Annotated in this window: 17 protein-coding genes; 10 read left to right on the forward strand and 7 right to left on the reverse strand. The window is 69.3% G+C overall.

Annotation, left to right across the window (positions count from 1 at the left end; translation table 11 throughout):
* Window positions 1-2: 2 nt before the first annotated feature.
* The gene (hppD, locus tag M9M90_RS17160) at window positions 3-1,112 is read right to left on the reverse strand and encodes a 4-hydroxyphenylpyruvate dioxygenase (protein WP_254834455.1); all 1,110 of its coding nucleotides are present in this window, start codon (window positions 1,110-1,112) and stop codon (window positions 3-5) included.
* A 112-nt stretch (window positions 1,113-1,224) separates the two neighbouring features.
* Between hppD and M9M90_RS17165 the strand changes: the two genes are divergently transcribed.
* The 5 genes from M9M90_RS17165 to M9M90_RS17185 are packed head-to-tail and all read left to right on the forward strand — an operon-like array spanning window position 1,225 to window position 3,802.
* On the forward strand, window positions 1,225-1,800 hold the full coding sequence (locus M9M90_RS17165; protein ID WP_254834456.1) for a YqaA family protein: 576 nt from the start codon (window positions 1,225-1,227) through the stop codon (window positions 1,798-1,800).
* 34 nt (window positions 1,801-1,834) lie between these two features.
* A complete protein-coding gene (locus M9M90_RS17170) occupies window positions 1,835-2,350 on the forward strand; it encodes a disulfide bond formation protein B (protein ID WP_254834457.1) in 516 nt (171 codons plus the stop codon).
* Window positions 2,347-2,910, forward strand: a complete 564-nt coding sequence (locus M9M90_RS17175) for a demethoxyubiquinone hydroxylase family protein (protein WP_254834458.1) — start codon at window positions 2,347-2,349, stop codon at window positions 2,908-2,910. Before M9M90_RS17170 ends, M9M90_RS17175 begins: the two co-directional genes overlap by 4 nt.
* Window positions 2,907-3,542 carry an N-acetyltransferase gene (locus M9M90_RS17180; protein WP_254834459.1) on the forward strand — a complete coding sequence of 212 codons (636 nt, stop codon included), beginning with the start codon at window positions 2,907-2,909 and terminating at the stop codon, window positions 3,540-3,542. The genes M9M90_RS17175 and M9M90_RS17180 overlap by 4 nt, the downstream gene beginning before the upstream one ends.
* Window positions 3,539-3,802: a DUF1294 domain-containing protein gene (locus M9M90_RS17185; protein ID WP_254834460.1), complete on the forward strand. Its 264-nt coding sequence runs from the start codon at window positions 3,539-3,541 to the stop codon at window positions 3,800-3,802. The genes M9M90_RS17180 and M9M90_RS17185 overlap by 4 nt, the downstream gene beginning before the upstream one ends.
* A 16-nt stretch (window positions 3,803-3,818) precedes the next feature.
* Here M9M90_RS17185 and M9M90_RS17190 read toward each other — a convergent pair whose 3' ends face one another.
* A complete protein-coding gene (locus tag M9M90_RS17190; RefSeq protein ID WP_254834461.1) occupies window positions 3,819-4,379 on the reverse strand; it encodes an HNH endonuclease in 561 nt (186 codons plus the stop codon).
* A 780-nt stretch (window positions 4,380-5,159) separates the two neighbouring features.
* Between M9M90_RS17190 and M9M90_RS17195 the strand changes: the two genes are divergently transcribed.
* Genes M9M90_RS17195 through M9M90_RS17205 form a run of 3 tightly spaced genes read left to right on the forward strand, consistent with a single transcriptional unit; the run spans window position 5,160 to window position 7,524 of the window.
* Complete coding sequence (locus M9M90_RS17195) at window positions 5,160-5,789, forward strand: TetR/AcrR family transcriptional regulator (RefSeq protein ID WP_254834462.1); 630 nt, start codon at window positions 5,160-5,162, stop codon at window positions 5,787-5,789.
* Window positions 5,790-5,798: 9 nt separating this feature from the next.
* Entirely contained in the window at window positions 5,799-6,638 is an 840-nt protein-coding gene (gene gluQRS, locus M9M90_RS17200; protein ID WP_254834463.1) for a tRNA glutamyl-Q(34) synthetase GluQRS, read from the forward strand.
* On the forward strand, window positions 6,631-7,524 hold the full coding sequence (locus tag M9M90_RS17205; RefSeq protein ID WP_254834464.1) for a DMT family transporter: 894 nt from the start codon (window positions 6,631-6,633) through the stop codon (window positions 7,522-7,524). Before gluQRS ends, M9M90_RS17205 begins: the two co-directional genes overlap by 8 nt.
* Here M9M90_RS17205 and M9M90_RS17210 read toward each other — a convergent pair.
* Complete coding sequence (locus tag M9M90_RS17210) at window positions 7,521-8,936, reverse strand: protein adenylyltransferase SelO (RefSeq protein WP_254834465.1); 1,416 nt, start codon at window positions 8,934-8,936, stop codon at window positions 7,521-7,523. The genes M9M90_RS17205 and M9M90_RS17210 overlap by 4 nt on opposite strands.
* 92 nt (window positions 8,937-9,028) lie before the next feature.
* Here M9M90_RS17210 and nhaA point away from each other — a divergent pair, with 92 nt between their 5' ends.
* On the forward strand, window positions 9,029-10,213 hold the full coding sequence (nhaA, locus tag M9M90_RS17215; RefSeq protein ID WP_254834466.1) for a Na+/H+ antiporter NhaA: 1,185 nt from the start codon (window positions 9,029-9,031) through the stop codon (window positions 10,211-10,213).
* Here nhaA and bioD read toward each other — a convergent pair.
* Together bioD and bioF are read right to left on the reverse strand one after the other, a co-directional pair.
* Window positions 10,210-10,869, reverse strand: a complete 660-nt coding sequence (gene bioD / locus M9M90_RS17220; protein WP_254834467.1) for a dethiobiotin synthase — start codon at window positions 10,867-10,869, stop codon at window positions 10,210-10,212. The two genes, nhaA and bioD, sit on opposite strands and share 4 nt — an antisense overlap.
* Window positions 10,870-10,872: 3 nt before the next feature.
* Complete coding sequence (gene bioF / locus M9M90_RS17225; RefSeq protein WP_254834468.1) at window positions 10,873-12,024, reverse strand: 8-amino-7-oxononanoate synthase; 1,152 nt, start codon at window positions 12,022-12,024, stop codon at window positions 10,873-10,875.
* A 72-nt stretch (window positions 12,025-12,096) separates the two neighbouring features.
* On the opposite strand from bioF, the gene M9M90_RS17230 reads away from it, so the two are divergent.
* Complete coding sequence (locus M9M90_RS17230; RefSeq protein ID WP_254834469.1) at window positions 12,097-13,359, forward strand: adenosylmethionine--8-amino-7-oxononanoate transaminase; 1,263 nt, start codon at window positions 12,097-12,099, stop codon at window positions 13,357-13,359.
* On the opposite strand, the gene M9M90_RS17235 is transcribed toward M9M90_RS17230, so the two are convergent.
* Both M9M90_RS17235 and M9M90_RS17240 read right to left on the reverse strand, forming a co-directional pair.
* Window positions 13,356-14,291, reverse strand: a complete 936-nt coding sequence (locus M9M90_RS17235; RefSeq protein ID WP_254834470.1) for an alpha/beta hydrolase — start codon at window positions 14,289-14,291, stop codon at window positions 13,356-13,358. The genes M9M90_RS17230 and M9M90_RS17235 overlap by 4 nt on opposite strands.
* A gap of 25 nt (window positions 14,292-14,316) precedes the next feature.
* Window positions 14,317-15,870 carry a long-chain-fatty-acid--CoA ligase gene (locus M9M90_RS17240; protein WP_254834471.1) on the reverse strand — a complete coding sequence of 518 codons (1,554 nt, stop codon included), beginning with the start codon at window positions 15,868-15,870 and terminating at the stop codon, window positions 14,317-14,319.
* Between the last annotated feature and the right edge of the window lie 32 nt (window positions 15,871-15,902).

The following is a 15,902-nucleotide window of genomic DNA, read 5'->3' on the forward strand; positions in this document are numbered from 1 at the left end:
CCTCAGCCCTCCTTGGCGGGTAGGACCCCACGGCGGATTTGGTCCAGCTCGATGGACTCGAACAGCGCCTTGAAGTTGCCCTCGCCGAAGCCCTCGTTGCCCTTGCGCTGGATCATCTCGAAGAAGATCGGGCCGATCATGTTCTCGGTGAAGATCTGCAGCAGGATGCCCTGGCCCTCGGTGGGCGCGCCGTCCAGCAGGATCTTGTCGGCGCGCAGGCGGTTGACGTTCTCGCCGTGGCCGGGGACCCGGGCGTCGATGCCGTCGAAATAGGTGTCGATGGTGTCCTGGAACTTGACGCCCCGGTCGCGCATGGTCTCGACGGTCTCGAAGATATCGTCGGTCCCCAGCGCCACGTGCTGGATGCCCTCGCCGCCGTAGTCCTTGAGGAACTCCTCGATCTGGCTGTGGTCGTCCTGGCTCTCGTTCAGCGGGATGCGGATCTTGCCGCAAGGGCTGGTCATGGCCTTGGAGAACAGGCCGGTCTGCGAGCCCTCGATGTCGAAATAGCGGATCTCGCGGAAATTGAAGATCTTCTCGTAGAAGTCGGCCCACCTGGCCATGCCGCCGCGGACCACGTTGTGGGTCAGGTGGTCGAGATAGGTCAGGCCGACGCTATTCCTGGCCATCTGCTCGGCCGCGCCGTCGATGGGCAGGAAGTCGACGTCATAGATCTCCTGGGCCCCATAGCGGTCGACCAGGTAGAGGTTCGAGCCGCCGATCCCCTCAATGGCCGGGATGTTCAGCTCCATGGCGCCGACTGGGCCCTGCACCGCCTTGGCGCCGCGCTCGACCGCGAGCTTGAGCGCCTTTGCCGCGTCCTTGACGCGAAAGGCCATGGCGTTGGCCGAGGGGCCGTGGACCTCCCGGAACGCCGCAGCCTGGCCCGACGGCTCCATGTTGAGGATGAAGTTGATGTCGCCCTGGCGGAAGCGCAGTACGTTCTTCGAGCGGTGCTTGGACACCGCCGTGAAACCCATCATCTCGAACAGGCCCTTCAGCCGTTCGGGCTCGGGAGAGGTGAACTCCACGAACTCGAAGCCGTCGGTGCCGAGCGGATTCTCGAACAGGTCGCCCGCCTTGGCGACGTCGGACTTCACATGGGTGGTCATCGCGGGTCTCCCGAGAGATAGTATCAAGTGAAACTAGGTGCCTGAAGCCGAGGTAGGAGACAAGCCCTCCCTCGGCTGGTAGCTAACGTTTGAACGCTCCCAACGGATCGACATGCTTCGCAAAACCTACGACTGGGTCATGGGCCTGGCCGCCTCGCGCCACGCCCCGGCCAGCCTGGCGGCCGTTTCGTTCGCCGAGAGCTCCTTCTTCCCCATCCCGCCCGACGTGATGTTGGCGCCCATGGTGCTGGCCCGGCCCGATCGCGCCTACGTCTACGCCACGATCTGCACCGCGGCCTCGGTCGTGGGCGGGATGTTCGGCTACATGATCGGCCATTTCCTGGGCCCGGTGGGCGAGTGGCTGCTGATGATCACCGGCAATTCCGGAGGCCAGGCCGCCTTCGAGGCCTGGTTCGCGGAGTGGGGCCTTTGGGTGATCCTGATCAAGGGCCTGACCCCGATCCCCTACAAGCTGGTGACGATCTCGGCCGGCCTGGCCGAGTTCTCGTTCTTCACCTTCGTCTGGGCCTCCGTCGTGACGCGGGGTGCGCGGTTCTTCCTGGCCGCCACTCTGATCAAGTATTTCGGCCCCGCGGTGCGCGAGGAGGTGGAGAAGCGGCTGACCCTCTACACCGTGATCGGCCTGGTCGTGCTGGTGGGCGGATTCATCGCGCTCAAGCTTCTCTAGAGCCGGGCGGCGTTTTAGGATCATATCGGCGGCGATGAGCGGTCTCATAACCCCCTTCCTTGAGCGCTGGCGCCTGACGGCGTTCGCTTCGTCGCTGTTGATGCTGGCCATCGCCCACGCCTTCGAGACCTTCGGCGGCCTCGCCCCCTGCACCCTCTGCCTGCGCGCCCGCGAGGTCTATTGGGTCGCCGCGACCGTGGCTCTTGTGGGCATGCTGGTGGTCCGGATGCGGGACGGCGGCCGCTTCAAGGTCGCCTTCAACGCCCTGCTGGCCCTGGTTTTCGCCGCAGGGGTGGGGCTGGCGGTCTATCACGCCGGGGCGGAGTGGAAGTTCTGGCCGGGCCCGACCGCCTGCGCCAGCACGGGCGGTTCGGTGAGCGCCGGCGACATGGCCGCCCTGCTGAACGGCGCCAAGATCAAGCCGCCGGCCTGCGACGAGGCGGCCTGGGTGTTCCTGGGCCTGTCCATGGCCGGCTGGAACGCCCTGGTCTCCCTGAAGCTGACCGTCCTCAGCCTGCTGGCCGTCCGCCACGAACGGAGCAGGCGATGAGCGCCAAGCCGATCCCGCCCCGTCCCGGAGCCGGCGCCATGAGCGCTCGGCTGGCCGAGATCCTGCGGGTGGACCATGCCGGAGAGCTGGGGGCCGTCCACATCTATCGCGGCCAGCGCGCGGTGCTCTCCCATGCCACGGGCCACGAGCGGATCGCCGGCCAGCTGGAGGAGATGGAGGGCCACGAGGCGGTCCACCTGGCGCGCTTCGACAAGCTGCTGACCGAACGCGGCGTGCGGCCCACGGTCATGACGCCGCTCTGGCGGGTGGCGGGTTTCGCGCTCGGCGCCGGCACGGCCCTGTTGGGCGACAAGGCCGCCCACGCCTGCACCGAGGCCGTCGAGAGCGTGATCGAGGAGCACTATGCCGGCCAGATCGCCGAGCTGGAGAGCCGCGAGCCGGAGCTGGCCGCCGAGTTATCCCGGTTCCGCGACGAGGAGCTGGCCCATCGCGACCAGGCCCTGGCGGAGGGCGCCAAGTCGGCGCCCGGCTATACCGTGCTGTCCGCCGTGATCCGCGCCGGCTGCCGCGCCGCCATCAAGATCAGCGAGAAGCTGTGACCGAAGACGAGATCATCGCCCTGCGCCGCGGCTCGGAGACGCCGGTCCGGGCGGCTCCGGCCGATCTCCAAGGCGTGGCCCAAGACCTCTCCGCGGCCTTCGCCGCCGATCCGATGTTCGACTGGTTCATGCGTGACGACGCCAGGCGTGACGCCGCGCGGCTGGGCCTGTTCAAGCGGCTGGTCGGCATGGCGCTCAGCGACGGCGAGGTGCTGCGGCCGGCCGGCGGCGGGGCGGCCTCGATCTGGCTGCCGTCGGAGAGCCTGGGCCCCTCCACCCTGATCGACGAGTTGCGGGTCATCCCGACGGTCCTCGCCGCCACGGGGTTCTCGCGGCTGTCGCGGATGTCGGCCATGCGCGCGGCCATGGACAAGCACCATCCCATGGAGCGGCCGCACGTCTATCTCTGGTTCGTGGGCGTGCGCCCCGAGGCCCAGGGGCTGGGCGTCGGAAGCCGCCTGCTGAGCGCCGGCCTGCAACGCGTCGATGCGCTGGGCCTGCCGGCCTATCTGGAAAGCTCCAGTCCCGCCAACGTGCCGCTCTACCGCCGCCACGGTTTCGAGGTGACCCGGGAGGTCCAGCCCCGGCCGGACTCGCCGGTCATGTGGGCCATGTGGCGCGAGCCCCGGTGATCCTGCCCTATCTCGCCCTGGTCAACTTCGCGGCCTTCGCGGCCATGGGCTGGGACAAGGCCCGCGCCGAGCGCGGCGATCGGCGCATCCCCGAGCGCACCCTGCTCACCCTGGCCGCCATCGGCGGAAGCCTCGGCGCGCTCGCCGCCCAGCAGGCCTTCCGTCACAAGACCCGAAAACAGCCGTTCGGGGGGATTCTGCTGGTCATCCTGGCGGCTCAGGCCGTGATCGCGGCCTTTCTGATCTTGCCAGCCGACTAGGTGAGGCGCGGCGACCTCAGGCTTCGAGCTCGATGTCCCAGTAGAGGTAGTCGAGCCAGCTCTGGTGCAGGTGGTGCGGTGGAAACTTGCGGCCGCGGTCTTGCAGCTCGTGGGCGCTGGGCCGCCGGGGCTTGTGGAACGGATGCATGTGGGCTTCGTGCGGCGTGCGCCCGCCCTTGTGCAGGTTGCAGCGGGCGCAGGCGGTGACGATGTTTTCCCAGGTCGTCCGCCCGCCGCGCGAGCGCGGCACCACATGGTCGAAGGTCAGGTCTTCGCCCGCGCGGCAGTACTGGCAGGTGAAGGCGTCGCGCAGGAAAAGGTTGAAGCGGGTGAAGGCCGGCGGCCGGTCCTGCGGCACATAGTGCTTCAGCGAGACGACGCTGGGGAGGCGCATGGCGAAGGAGGGGGAATGGACCTCGTGGTCGTAGGTCGAGACCACGTCGACCCGATCGAGGAACACCGCCTTGATCACCTCCTGCCAGGGCCAGAGGGATAGCGGATAGTAGCTGAGGGGCCGGAAGTCGGCGTTCAGCACGAGACAGGGCCAGCCGGACGGCGGGTGGCTAAGCACCTGCATGGCTTGACCTCCGTCGGCGCGAACCCGCGCCTATGGCGTACGCGTAGAGACTGAAGACGGGCCCCCTTTCGCGGTCTGGTCGCCCTCGAATCTCCGGACGGCGATTCTCGTGACCTGCGAATTATAGGGCAGTTTTCGAGACAGCTCCATGACTTGAAGCGCATCACCCCGTCTCACGGCTCGGGAGGATCAGACCGTGGACGGGGCGGGATCGCGGGACACTAGACGCCGACGGCCGCGGTGGCGCCGGCGAGGCTCAGGCTGATCAGCACGAAGGCGACGGCGACGGTGGCGTCGAAGAGGCGGCCGATGTTCGAAAGAGCAGACATTGTTTCGTTCCTTCTTGAGTTTGGGCCCCGGCGGTTCCGACGCCCCGTCCATCTGGACAACGCTAAGATACCTCATATCTAAGCGATGTACAGATACATTTTACAATGTAAGCTATTAGAAAATGCATAGCTCTTGGCGGGCGGGATTGGACAAATAAAAAGGGGGCCCGGAGGCCCCCTTCCCATCATGGATTGGGTTTCGAGGTTAGGCGCCGAGGGCCGCGGTGGCGGCGGCGACACCTAGGCCGAGGACCAGGAGGAACGCGGGGGCGATCCGGTCGAAGAACCGTTCGAAGTGGGTAAGACCAGCGAGAGACATGACACACACCTTTCAGTTTGAACCCCGGGGGAGCGGGGGCGTTTCTTATTTGAACGATGCTAAGATAGCAGCGATCTGAACGGCGTCAAGATGATCTTTACGCCGTCCAGATTCAGATTTAGAGTGACCGTGATGAGAGAAACTGCTGCCGCCGAAACCCGCCCCTATCACCACGGCGACTTGCGCCGCGCGCTGATCGACGCGGCCCGTCGCCTGCTGGAGTCCGAAGGGCCCACGGCGTTGTCCCTCCGCGCGGTCGCCCGGGAGGCGGGGGTCAGTCCGGCCGCGCCCTACCACCACTTCAAGGACAAGGGCGAACTTCTGGACGCCGTGGCCCACGAGGGCTGGGACGTGCTGAACGCACAGATGGCCAAGGCCAAGGCCGAGGCGACCACCATCCAGGACAAGCTGACCAGCCTGGGCGTGTCCTATGTCCGTTTCGCCCAGGCCAATCCGGCGCTCTACCGCGTGATGTACGACTCCTCCCGCGACAAGGAAGCGCTTCCCGAGCACGCCCATACGGAAAACGACAGCGCCTACTGCCAGGTTCGCGACACCTTCATCGAGGCCGGCGCCGACGTGAACAACGAGATCGACCTCGAGCTGGCCACCAACGCCGCCTGGTGCGCGGCCCACGGCATGGCCGAGATGATCAGCTTCAAGATGTTCGATCATCTGAAGGTCGCCCTGGGTGGTGAGGAGGCCTTCATCCGCGCCACCTTCCAGCACCTTGGCATTTTCGCCGCCGCTCCTCGCCGCTAAGTCTCACGGGTGTTCGCCACCCGCTTCGCCCCCTCCCCCACCGGCCGGCTGCATCGGGGCCATGCCTTTTCGGCCCTGACCGCCCATGCCGCGGCGCGCCATGTGGGCGGGCGCTTCGTCCTGCGTATCGAGGACATCGACGCCACCCGCTGCCGGCCGGAATTCGAGGCCGCGATCCGTGATGATCTCGCCTGGCTGGGCCTCGACTGGGAACAGCCCGTCCGCCGCCAGTCCGAGCACCTAGCCGACTATCACGCGGCCCTGGATAGCCTGATCGCGCGGGGCCTGACCTATCGCTGCTTCCGCACTCGCAAGGAGATCGCGCAGGATATTGCGGGCGCCCCCCACGGGGCTATGGAGACCTGGCGTGGCGCGCCCCTGCCGGCCGACGAGGAGGCCGCGCGCCTGGCGGCCGGCGAGAGCTTCGCCTGGCGGCTGTCGCTCGACGCCGCCGAGCGGGCCCTGGTCGGAGACCTCAGCTTCGTCGAGGAGGGCGAAGGCCCAGAGGGCGAGCATGGGATCATCCCCATCGACCCCACCCTGGGCGGGGACGTGGTCCTGGCCCGGAAGGACGTGGGCGTGGCCTATCACCTCGCCGTGGTGGTCGATGACGCCCTGCAGGGGATCAGCCACGTGATCCGGGGTCGCGACCTGTTCCAGGCGACCCATGTCCAGCGGCGCCTGCAGGCCTTGCTGAACCTGCCCGCGCCGGTCTATCGGCATCATCGCCTGTTGCTGGGCGCGGATGGCCGGCGCTACGCCAAGCGCGACCGGGCCGAAACCCTGGCGGAACTGCGGGCCGGCGGCATGACGCCCGAGGCGCTGCGACGGGAGCTGGGTTTTGACTGAGGCCGCCGCGACACCGGACCGGGGACATCCGAAGGCCCTGGCCGTGCTGGTGCTCGGCGCCGCCGTGATCGGGCTGGCGCCGATCCTGGTGCGCCTGGCCGACGCGGGCCCGGCGGCAGTGGGCTTCTGGCGCGTCACCTTCGCCCTGCCCCTGCTGTTCCTGATGGCCCAGAAGACCGACGGCGGGGTCGGCGGCGCGCCGCGCCTGGCCCTGCTGGCCGGTGCGGCCTTCGCGCTGGATCTCAGCTTCTGGCACTACGGGATCGCCTTCACCTCGGTGGCCAACGCCACCGTGCTCACCAACCTCACGCCCGTGGTGGTGACGGCCGTGGCGTGGCTGGTGTTCAAGCAGCGCCCCAGGAACCTGTTCGTGGCGGCGGTGGCCCTGGCGGTCGGCGGCGCCTGGCTGATGGCTGTGGGTCGCGGCGCCCAGGCGCCTGGCAGCAACCCGCCGCTAGGGGACGCCTTCTCCCTGCTGACCGCGGTCTGGTACGCGTTCTATTTCCTGGCGGTCAGCGCCGCGCGCCGCACGGTCGGGGCCACGCGCATCATGTTCTGGTCCGGGATGGCCAGCGCGCCGCTGCTGCTGCTGGCCGCGGTCCTGCTGGGTGAGCCGCTGCTGCCGGCGACCCTTGGCGGCTGGGCGGCCTGCGTGGGCCTGGGCCTCATGCACGTGGCCGGGCAAGGTTCCATCGCCTGGGCCCTGGGACGCCTGCCGGCCGCCACGGCCTCGGTGGTGGTGCTGGTCCAGCCGGTGGTGGCCGCCATCCTGGGCTGGATGCTGTTCGCCGAGGCCCTCGGGCCGGTCCAGGCGCTCGGCGCCGGCATCGCGCTCGCCGGCGTGGTCCTGGCCCAGATGGCCTCGCGGCCTAAGGCGGCGGCCTAGCCCAGCCCGTACGCCTGCCGCGCGACCTCGATGGCGGCCAGCTTGGCGTGGAACGGGGCCCAGTCGTCGCGCGCGTCGATGGCCGCCCAGATCGATTCGATCTCGTCATAGAGCAGCTCTTCGGGCTCGAGCCTGGTGAAGTAGGCGGCGTCCAAGCGCTCAGGCCGATCCGGCTCGTAGGCCTTCAGCAGGTCGCGGAACGCCGCGAAGCCCTCGTCCGCATAGATGTCACCCCGCGGGCTCGCCAGGGCCCGGGCCTCGCCGCCGGCGAACCAGTCGAAGAAGAACGGTTCCCATCGCAGGCGCTCTCCCCCGACCGAGATGGCGCGAAAAGCGGAATTGACCAGACTCACGTCGTCATCTGGCGAACGCCCCTTCAATCCCAGCCGGGCCAGCATCGCCTCGGCGAGGGCCGCCCGATACACCGGGCCGAAGCCGTTCAGCGCCTCGACCAGGGTCTCCTGGGGGCTCACCAGCGAAAGGCAGCCTGCCAACTGCTGCAGGTTCCAGAACACCGCCTCCGGCTGGCGGCCGAAAGAATAGAGCCCAGCGGAGTCGAAATATGCGGCGGTGAAGTTGGGGTCGTTCTTCGGCAGGAACCGGTAGGGGCCGTAGTCGAAACTCTCCCCGGTGATGTTCATGTTGTCGGTGTTGAGCACCCCATGGACGAAGCCCGCGGCCATCCAGCTGGCGGTCAGGGTCGCCGCGCGGGGGACCACCGCCCCGAGCAGGGCCGCTGCGCGGTCCGGGGCGTTGCCCAGCTCGGGGTAGTAGAGCTCCACCACATGGTCGACGAGGGCGCCGATGCGCTCGGGCTTCTGGTGGAAGGCGTGGCGCTGGAAGCTGCCGAAGCGCACATGGCTATGGGAGAGCCGCACCAGGACGGAGGAGCGGGTGGGGCTGGGTTCGTCGCCGCGCATCAGCGGCTCGCCGGTCTCGACCAGCGAGAAGGACTTCGAGGTCGGCACGCCCAGGGCTTCCAGCATGGCCGTGGCCAGCACCTCGCGCACCCCGCCTTTCAGGGTCAGGCGGCCGTCGCCCTGCCGCGACCAGGGCGTCTGGCCGGAGCCCTTAGTCCCCAGCTCCAGCAGGCGGCCGGTCCCGACCTCGCGCATCTGAGCGAAGGAGAAGCCGCGGCCGTCGCCGAGGTCGGGGTTGTAAACCCGGAACTGGTGGCCGTGGTAGCGCTGGGCCAGGGGGGTTTCGAGGTTGCCCGGCAGCGGCTGGAAGCGGCCGAAGTGGGCGATCCATTCGGCGTCGGTCAGGGTGTCCAGGCCGACGGTGGCTGCGGCGCGGTCGTTGCGGAACCGCAGCAGGGTCGTCGGGAAGTCCGCCGCCGCCACCGGATCTGCGAAGTCGGGACCCAGGGCCTGGATGTGGGGTTCGGGGCGATAGGCCGGGGAGGTGGGCATGGCCACCAGATGACCGCGACCGCACGGGGCGGCAACCCTTTCCTCGTCGCGCTGGGCTGACGGCTCGGCTACGGCTGTGCTACCCGAAGTGGATGGCGCGCAAGTTCACCCTCGACTTCCTGAGGACCGAGACGGCTTCGGGCGCGATCCTGGCGAGCGCCGCGCTGCTGGCCATCCTGCTGGCCAATTCCCCGTGGTCGGGGAGCTATTTCGCCTTCATCGAGCATCCGATCACCATTCACATCGGGGCCTTCGACGAGACCAGGCCCGTCCTGAGCTGGATCAAGGACGGGTTGATGGCGATCTTCTTCTTCGTCGTCGGGCTGGAGATCAAATACGAACTGCTGCGCGGCGAGCTGTCCAATCCCCGCCGCCTGGCCCTGCCGGTGCTGGCGGCGCTCGGCGGCATGGTCGCCCCGGCCCTGATCTATCTGGCCCTGAACCAGGGCCCGGGCGGCGCGCCGCAGGGCTGGCCGACCCCCGTCGCCACCGACATCGCCTTCGCGCTGGCGGCGCTCGCCGTGGCCGGACCGAGGCTGCCGCCGGCCATCCGGGTGTTCCTGCTGACCATGGCCATCGCCGACGACCTGGGCGCCGTGGCCCTGATCGCCCTGCTGTTCACCGCCAAGCTCAATCTCTACGCCCTGGGCGGAGCGGCTGCGGCGATCGCCCTGATGGCCCTGATGTCGCGCTGGAAGACCGCGCCCTACCTATTTTACGCCGCCTGCTTCGCGCTCGCCTGGGCCTTCACCCTGAAGAGCGGGGTGAATACGTCCGTGGCGGGGGTGGCGGCGGCCATGACCGTCCCCATCGACCCGCGCAAGCCCGGTCACGAGGGGCCGCTGAATTACTTCATGGAGAGCCTGCACCCCTATGTGGCCTTCCTGATCCTGCCGCTGTTCGCCTTCACCGCGGCGGGGTTTTCTTTCGAGGGGCTGTCGCTTGGCGATCTCTTCGGCCCCGTGTCGCTCGGCATCGCGCTCGGCCTGTTCGTCGGCAAGCAGATCGGGGTGTTCGGGGTGGGCGCGCTCGCCATCGGCCTGAAGATCGCCCGGCGGCCAACGGGGGCCAAGTGGCTGGAACTCTACGGGGCCTCGCTGCTGTGCGGGGTGGGCTTCACCATGAGCCTGTTCATCGGCGGCCTGGCCTTCGCCCCGGGCGACCTGGCGGCGCAGACCCAGGTGCGGATCGGGGTGGTGGCCGGCACGCTGCTGTCGACCGTGGTCGGCATGGCGGTGCTGGGCTTCGCCCAACGACGGCGCGACGCGGAAGGCTAGACCAGCAGATCGCGGGCCCAGCGGTCTTCGCCGCGACGGGCGGCGACCACGGGCATGTTGGCGAACCGGCCGACCGCCTCGACGGTCTGGTCGAAATCCGGTGCGCTCGGATCTGCGCTCTGGCTGATCACCACCGCATGGATAGGAATGCCGAAGCCCTGCAGGGCCGCGATGGCGGTCAGGGTGTGGCTGATCGCGCCGAGATATGACCCGCCCACCAGCACCGCCGGCAGGCCGACCTCGGCGTGCAGATGGGCGCAGAGACCGTCCTCGGCGATGGGCGACATGATCCCGCCCGCACCTTCGAAAATCTTCAGGTCGGCCTGGGTGTCGGTCAGGAATGGGCGGCAGGCGTCCAGCACCTCCGCATAGGCCAGGCTGCGTCCCTCGGCGCGGGCGGCCATGGGCGGGGACAGGGGCGCGCGGAACCGCAGGGGCGAGACGGCGTCCAGCAAGGCCTCGCTGGGCGCCAGGCCGAGAGCGCGCAGCAGGCAGCCCGGATCGCTGTCGGCCCAGTCCTCGGGATCGAAGCCGCTGACCACGGGCTTCAGCACGCCCACCCGCCGGCCCCTGGCCACGGCGGCGCGGATCAGGGCGCAGGCCACATAGGTCTTGCCCACGTCGGTGTGGGCCCCGGCGATCGACAGGCCGCGCATGGTTCAGGCTCCGATCACGGAGCGGACGGCGGCGGCCAGGCGGTCGACCTCGGCGTCCGGGTGGCCGGCGGTGAAGGCCAGCCGCAGGCGGGCGGTCCCGGCCGGCACGGTCGGCGGACGGATGGCGATGGCCAGGAAGCCCTGGGCCTCCAGGGCCGCGGCGGCGGCGAGCGCGGCGTCGGCCGCCCCGATCATGATGGGGACCACGGCGCTGGTGGCTTCCGGCAGGTTGAGCGCCCGGGTGAAGCGCCGCGCCTTGGCCAGGGGGGCGGCGACCCGCTCCGGCTCGGCGGCGATGACGTCGAGGGCGGCCAGCGCCGCCGCCGCGTTCGCGGGCGGCAGGCCGGTCGTATAGACCAGGGTGCGGGCGCGGGTCTTGAGCAGGTCGATAACCGGGGCGCTGGCGCAGACATAGGCGCCGTAGCCGCCGAGGGCCTTGGAGAAGGTGCCCATGGCCAGGTCGACCTTCGCGCCCGGGAACATGGCCGCGGCGCCGCGGCCATCGCCCACCACGCCCAGGCCGTGGGCGTCGTCGACCATCAGCCAGGCGTCGTGGTCCTGGGCGAGCGCGCTGATCTCGCCGAGCGGCGCCAAATCCCCGTCCATGGAGAAGACGCCGTCGGTGGCGATCAGGGCGCGCAGGGCGCCGGTCCGATGCTCGGCAAGCTTGGCGGCGAGGTCGGCCATGTCGTTGTGGCGGAAGGCGACGACCTTGGCCCCGGAAAGCTGCGAGCCGGCCCAGATGCAGGAATGGGCCAGTTCGTCGACCAGGATCAGGTCGGACGCGCCCATGATGGTGGGGATTATGCCGCTATTGGCCAGGTAGCCCGAGCCGAACACGCAGGCGGCCTCATAGCCCTTCAGCGCAGCCAGCCGGCCTTCCAGTTCCGAGAGCAGCGGATGGTCGCCGGTGACCAGGCGCGAGGCCCCGGCGCCGACCCCGTGCTCCTCCACCGCGCGGATGGCGGCGGCCTTTACGGCCGGGTGGTGCGAGAGGTTCAGATAGTCATTGCAGGAGAAGGAGAGCAGCCGTCGTCCGCCTCGCTGGACCCAAAGGCCGTCGAAACGATGGGTGGGGACCAGGGTGCGCCGCAGGCTGCGGGACTCCAGGCCGGCGAGCTTGTCGTGGGCGAAGGCGGTGAGGCTGTCGGTCATGGCGCGACGCGGTATGCACGAGGTTGGCCCTGGGCTAAAGCGCGCTGCGTCAGCTTCCAGGGAAACCAATGCATGCCGCAGCCGCCGAACTGGATGACCACGGGCGCGGACCACGTCTGGCGACCCTATTGCCAGATGAAGACCGCCCCGCCGCCGCTGCCGGTGGCGCGCACGCAGGGCGCCAGGATCATCCTGGAGGACGGCCGCGAGCTGGTGGACGGCATCGCCTCTTGGTGGACCGCCTGTCATGGCTACAACCATCCGCACATCCGCGCGGCGGTCTCCGCCCAACTGGAGCGCGCGCCGCACGTGATGTTCGGCGGCCTCGCGCATGAGCCCGCCTACCGGCTGGCGTCGAGGCTGGCGGCCCTGCTGCCTGGGGACCTCGACCACGTGTTCTTCGCCGAGAGCGGTTCGGTGGCGGTCGAGATCGCCATGAAGATGGCCCTGCAGTTCTGGATCAACCGGGGCGTGGCGGGCCGCACCCGGTTCCTGAGCTTCCTCGGCGGCTATCACGGCGACACCCTGGCGACCATGACCGTGTGCGACCCCGAGGAGGGGATGCATGGCCTGTTCGCGGGCGTCATGCCGGCGCAGCATATCGCCGCCCTGCCGACCGACCCGGCCTCGGAAGCCGCGCTCGACGCGCTGCTGGCGCGGAAGGGTTCCGAGATCGCCGCCATCATCGTCGAGCCGCGCGTCCAGGGCGCCGGCGGCATGCTGTTCCATGATGACGAGGTGTTGCGCACCCTGCGGCGGCTGGCCGACCAACACGGCGTTCTATTGATTTTCGATGAGATCTTTGTCGGGTTCGGACGCACCGGCGACCTGTTCGCCTGCTCAGGCTCGGGTGTGGTCCCCGACATCGTCACCCTGTCCAAGGCCCTGACCGGCGGCACCCTGCCGCTGTCGGCGGCCGTGGCGCGGCGCCCGGTGTTCGAGGCCTTCTGGTCGGACGACCCGGGCGCGGCCCTGATGCACGGGCCGACCTATATGGGCAATCCGCTGGCCTGCGCGGCGGCCAACGCCAGCCTCGACCTCTTCGAGACCGGAACCTGGAAGGCCGACGTGGCGCGCATTAACGCATCGCTGGTTCAAGGCCTGGAGCCGTGCCGGGCCGCCAAGGGCGTGGTCGACGTCCGCACCCTTGGCGCCATCGGGGTGGTCGAGTTCGCCGAGCCCGTCGCGGTCGGCGCGCTCTGCACCCGGTTCGCCGAGCTGGGCTGCTGGATCCGGCCCATGGGCAAGGTCGTCTACCTGACCCCGCCCTTCGTGACGACGGACGCTGAGCTGGCGCGGCTGACGGGGGCCATTCGCGAGGTGGTCGGCGCCTAGCCCAGCGCCGCCTTCAGCACCGCCACCGTCTCCTTGGTCGCCACGTCCACCGCGGGCGAGACATCGCCCATGCTGTAGAAGTCGTGGACCATGTCCTTGTACTCGACGTGCTGCGCCTTGACCCCGGCGGCATTGAGCCGCGCGGCGTAGTCGCGGCCCTCGTCCTTCAGGGGATCGTATCCGGCGGTGACCACAAGAGCGGGCGGGGTTCCGGCGATGTCGGCCTTGGAGCCCAGGCTGGCGCGGTGAGCCTGAGGGTGACCCACGGCCGCCAGGCACTTGTCGAACCACGCGATGGCCGCCCTGGTCAGGATCGGCCCGTCCAGGTCCTTGCGCGACTGGGTCTCCTCATCCGGCCAGATGCCGGGATAGAGCAACAGCTGGAAGGCCAGCTTCCGCTTGGGATCGTCCTTCAGGTCGATGGAGATCGAGGCCGCCAGGTTGCCGCCCGCCGAGCAGCCGCCGACCGCGATGCGCTCCGGATCGAAGCCGATCTCGGCGGCATGGTCGAAGGCCCACTTGGTGGCCGCCAGGCAGTCGTCATGGCCCGCCGGGAACGGATGCTCGGGCGCCAGCCGGTAGTCGATGGCCAGGACCCGATAGCCGGAATAGGCCGCCAGCCGCCGGCAATGGCCGTCATGGGTCTCCAGGTCGCCGATGGCGAAGCCGCCGCCGTGGAAATAGACCAGGCCCGGCGTGGTCTTCCCGGCGCCGGCGGGGGTGTAGAGCCGCGCCCCGATGGGCCCCGCCGCGCCGTCGACCTTGAGGTCGGTCGCCGTCACGTCCTTGGGTGCGTTCAGGTTCTGGGCCTGGCGCTGCATTCGGTAACCGGCGCGGATCATCTCCGGCGGCAGGGCGTCGAGCGGGGGCATCTCCTGGCCCGCGGCGGCGGCTTCCTGCTCGGCGATCAAGGCCTTGAAGTGCGGGTCCATCGGATGTGCCTTTTCTTGTGAAACCTTAGCCGACCTTGCGGCCCTGGCCTTGCCAATAGGGGTCGCGGAGCTCGCGGCGCAGGACCTTGCCGGACGGATTGCGCGGCAGGACGGCGACGTAGTCCACGGACTTGGGCGCCTTGTAGCCGGCGATCTGGGCGCGGCAGTGTTCGATGATCGAGGCGGTGTCGGCAGGGGCGCCCGGCCGCAGGACCACGACGGCCTTGACCGCTTCGCCCCAGCGCTCGTCGGGCACGCCGATCACCGCGGCGTCGGCCACGTGGGGATGGCCCATCAGGGCGTTCTCCACCTCGGCCGGATAGATGTTCTCACCCCCCGAGACGATCATGTCCTTCACCCGGTCGTGGATGAACAGGTAGCCGTCGGCGTCGAAATAGCCGGCGTCGCCGCTCTTGAACCAGCCTTGAGGGCAGACGGCCTCGGCGGTGGCGTCGGGGCGGTTCCAGTAGCCCTTCATGATGCCACCGGACCGGATCTCGATCTCGCCCACCTCGCCGACGGCGGCGTCGCGGCCGTCGATCCGGACGCGGATGTCGTAGCCCGGGGTAGGCTTGCCGCAGGCCCGCAGCTTGCCGAGCGCCGGGTCGTGGGCCTCCGGCGGCAGATAGGTCCCCCCGCCGATGGTCTCGGTCAGGCCATAGAGCTGCATGAAGCCCGCGTTGAACCGCGCCTGGGCGCGGGTCAACACCTCCTCGGAGATCGGCGAGGCCCCGTAGTAGATGTGCCGCAGGCTGGAGAGATCCGTCGCCGCCTGGGCCGGGTGCTGCAGCACCTTGTTGATGATCGCCGGCGCCATGAAGGCGTGCTTGATCGCGTGCGTCTCGATCAGCTTGAGCAGCAGGCCGATATCGACCTCGCGCATGATCACCGCCCGGGCGCCCTGGAGAAGGGACAGCATGCCCAGATTGGCGCCGGCCACATGGAACAGGGGCATGGCCACCAGCACGCCCTCGCCAGGGCTGAACTTACCCCAGACCTGGGTCGCCCCCGCGAAACACGCCTTGTAGTTGGTCTCGGTGAGCTGCACGCCCTTGGGCAGTCCGGTGGTGCCGGAGGTGTAGAGCTGGATGACGTCGTCATCGGGCAGGGCGGCCAGGGCCGGATCGCTCGCGGGCTGCGCGCCGATCCAGGCGCGGAAACCGGGCCAGTCCGGATGGCCCGGCTCGAACTGGATCACGTCCGCGAGGTCGGGCAGGTCGAGGCCGGCGATCGTCTCCGCATAGTCCTCGCCCACCACCAGCAGCTTGCAGCCGGCGTCCCTGAGGATGAAGGCGATCTCCGGGGGAGCCAGGCGCCAGTTGACCGGCGTCAGGCAGGCGCGGACCTTCAGGCAGCCGAACCAGAGGACGAAAAAGTCAGCATTGCCCTTGGCGAGGGTCCCGACCCGATCGCCGGGCTGGACGCCAGCGGCCAGAAGAGCCTGGGCGCATTGCGATGAGAGGACGTCGAACTCGGCGAAGCTGATCGCTTCGCCCGCGAACCAAAGGGCCTGGGCTTCAGGCCGAACACGCGCGTGGTGGCGCGGCACGTCGGCCACGCTTCTGATGTCCAGCGACATCGATCCTCCCTTGACCGCCCGTGAACCGGACG

Source organism: Phenylobacterium sp. LH3H17 (assembly GCF_024298925.1).
In the GTDB taxonomy this organism is placed as follows: domain Bacteria; phylum Pseudomonadota; class Alphaproteobacteria; order Caulobacterales; family Caulobacteraceae; genus Phenylobacterium.

Bases quoted from the DNA above. Each gene is read 5' to 3' on its own strand.
- M9M90_RS17230 (WP_254834469.1), top strand. From the start codon at position 12,097: ATGCCGCAGCCGCCGAACTGGATGACCACGGGCGCGGACCACGTCTGG.
- M9M90_RS17210 (WP_254834465.1), bottom strand. From the start codon at position 8,936: ATGCCCACCTCCCCGGCCTATCGCCCCGAACCCCACATCCAGGCCCTG.
- M9M90_RS17190 (WP_254834461.1), bottom strand. From the start codon at position 4,379: ATGCAGGTGCTTAGCCACCCGCCGTCCGGCTGGCCCTGTCTCGTGCTG.
- M9M90_RS17240 (WP_254834471.1), bottom strand. From the start codon at position 15,870: ATGTCGCTGGACATCAGAAGCGTGGCCGACGTGCCGCGCCACCACGCG.
- hppD (WP_254834455.1), bottom strand. From the start codon at position 1,112: ATGACCACCCATGTGAAGTCCGACGTCGCCAAGGCGGGCGACCTGTTC.
- nhaA (WP_254834466.1), top strand. From the start codon at position 9,029: ATGGCGCGCAAGTTCACCCTCGACTTCCTGAGGACCGAGACGGCTTCG.
- M9M90_RS17170 (WP_254834457.1), top strand. From the start codon at position 1,835: ATGAGCGGTCTCATAACCCCCTTCCTTGAGCGCTGGCGCCTGACGGCG.
- M9M90_RS17165 (WP_254834456.1), top strand. From the start codon at position 1,225: ATGCTTCGCAAAACCTACGACTGGGTCATGGGCCTGGCCGCCTCGCGC.
- M9M90_RS17175 (WP_254834458.1), top strand. From the start codon at position 2,347: ATGAGCGCCAAGCCGATCCCGCCCCGTCCCGGAGCCGGCGCCATGAGC.
- bioD (WP_254834467.1), bottom strand. From the start codon at position 10,869: ATGCGCGGCCTGTCGATCGCCGGGGCCCACACCGACGTGGGCAAGACC.
- M9M90_RS17235 (WP_254834470.1), bottom strand. From the start codon at position 14,291: ATGGACCCGCACTTCAAGGCCTTGATCGCCGAGCAGGAAGCCGCCGCC.
- M9M90_RS17195 (WP_254834462.1), top strand. From the start codon at position 5,160: ATGAGAGAAACTGCTGCCGCCGAAACCCGCCCCTATCACCACGGCGAC.
- bioF (WP_254834468.1), bottom strand. From the start codon at position 12,024: ATGACCGACAGCCTCACCGCCTTCGCCCACGACAAGCTCGCCGGCCTG.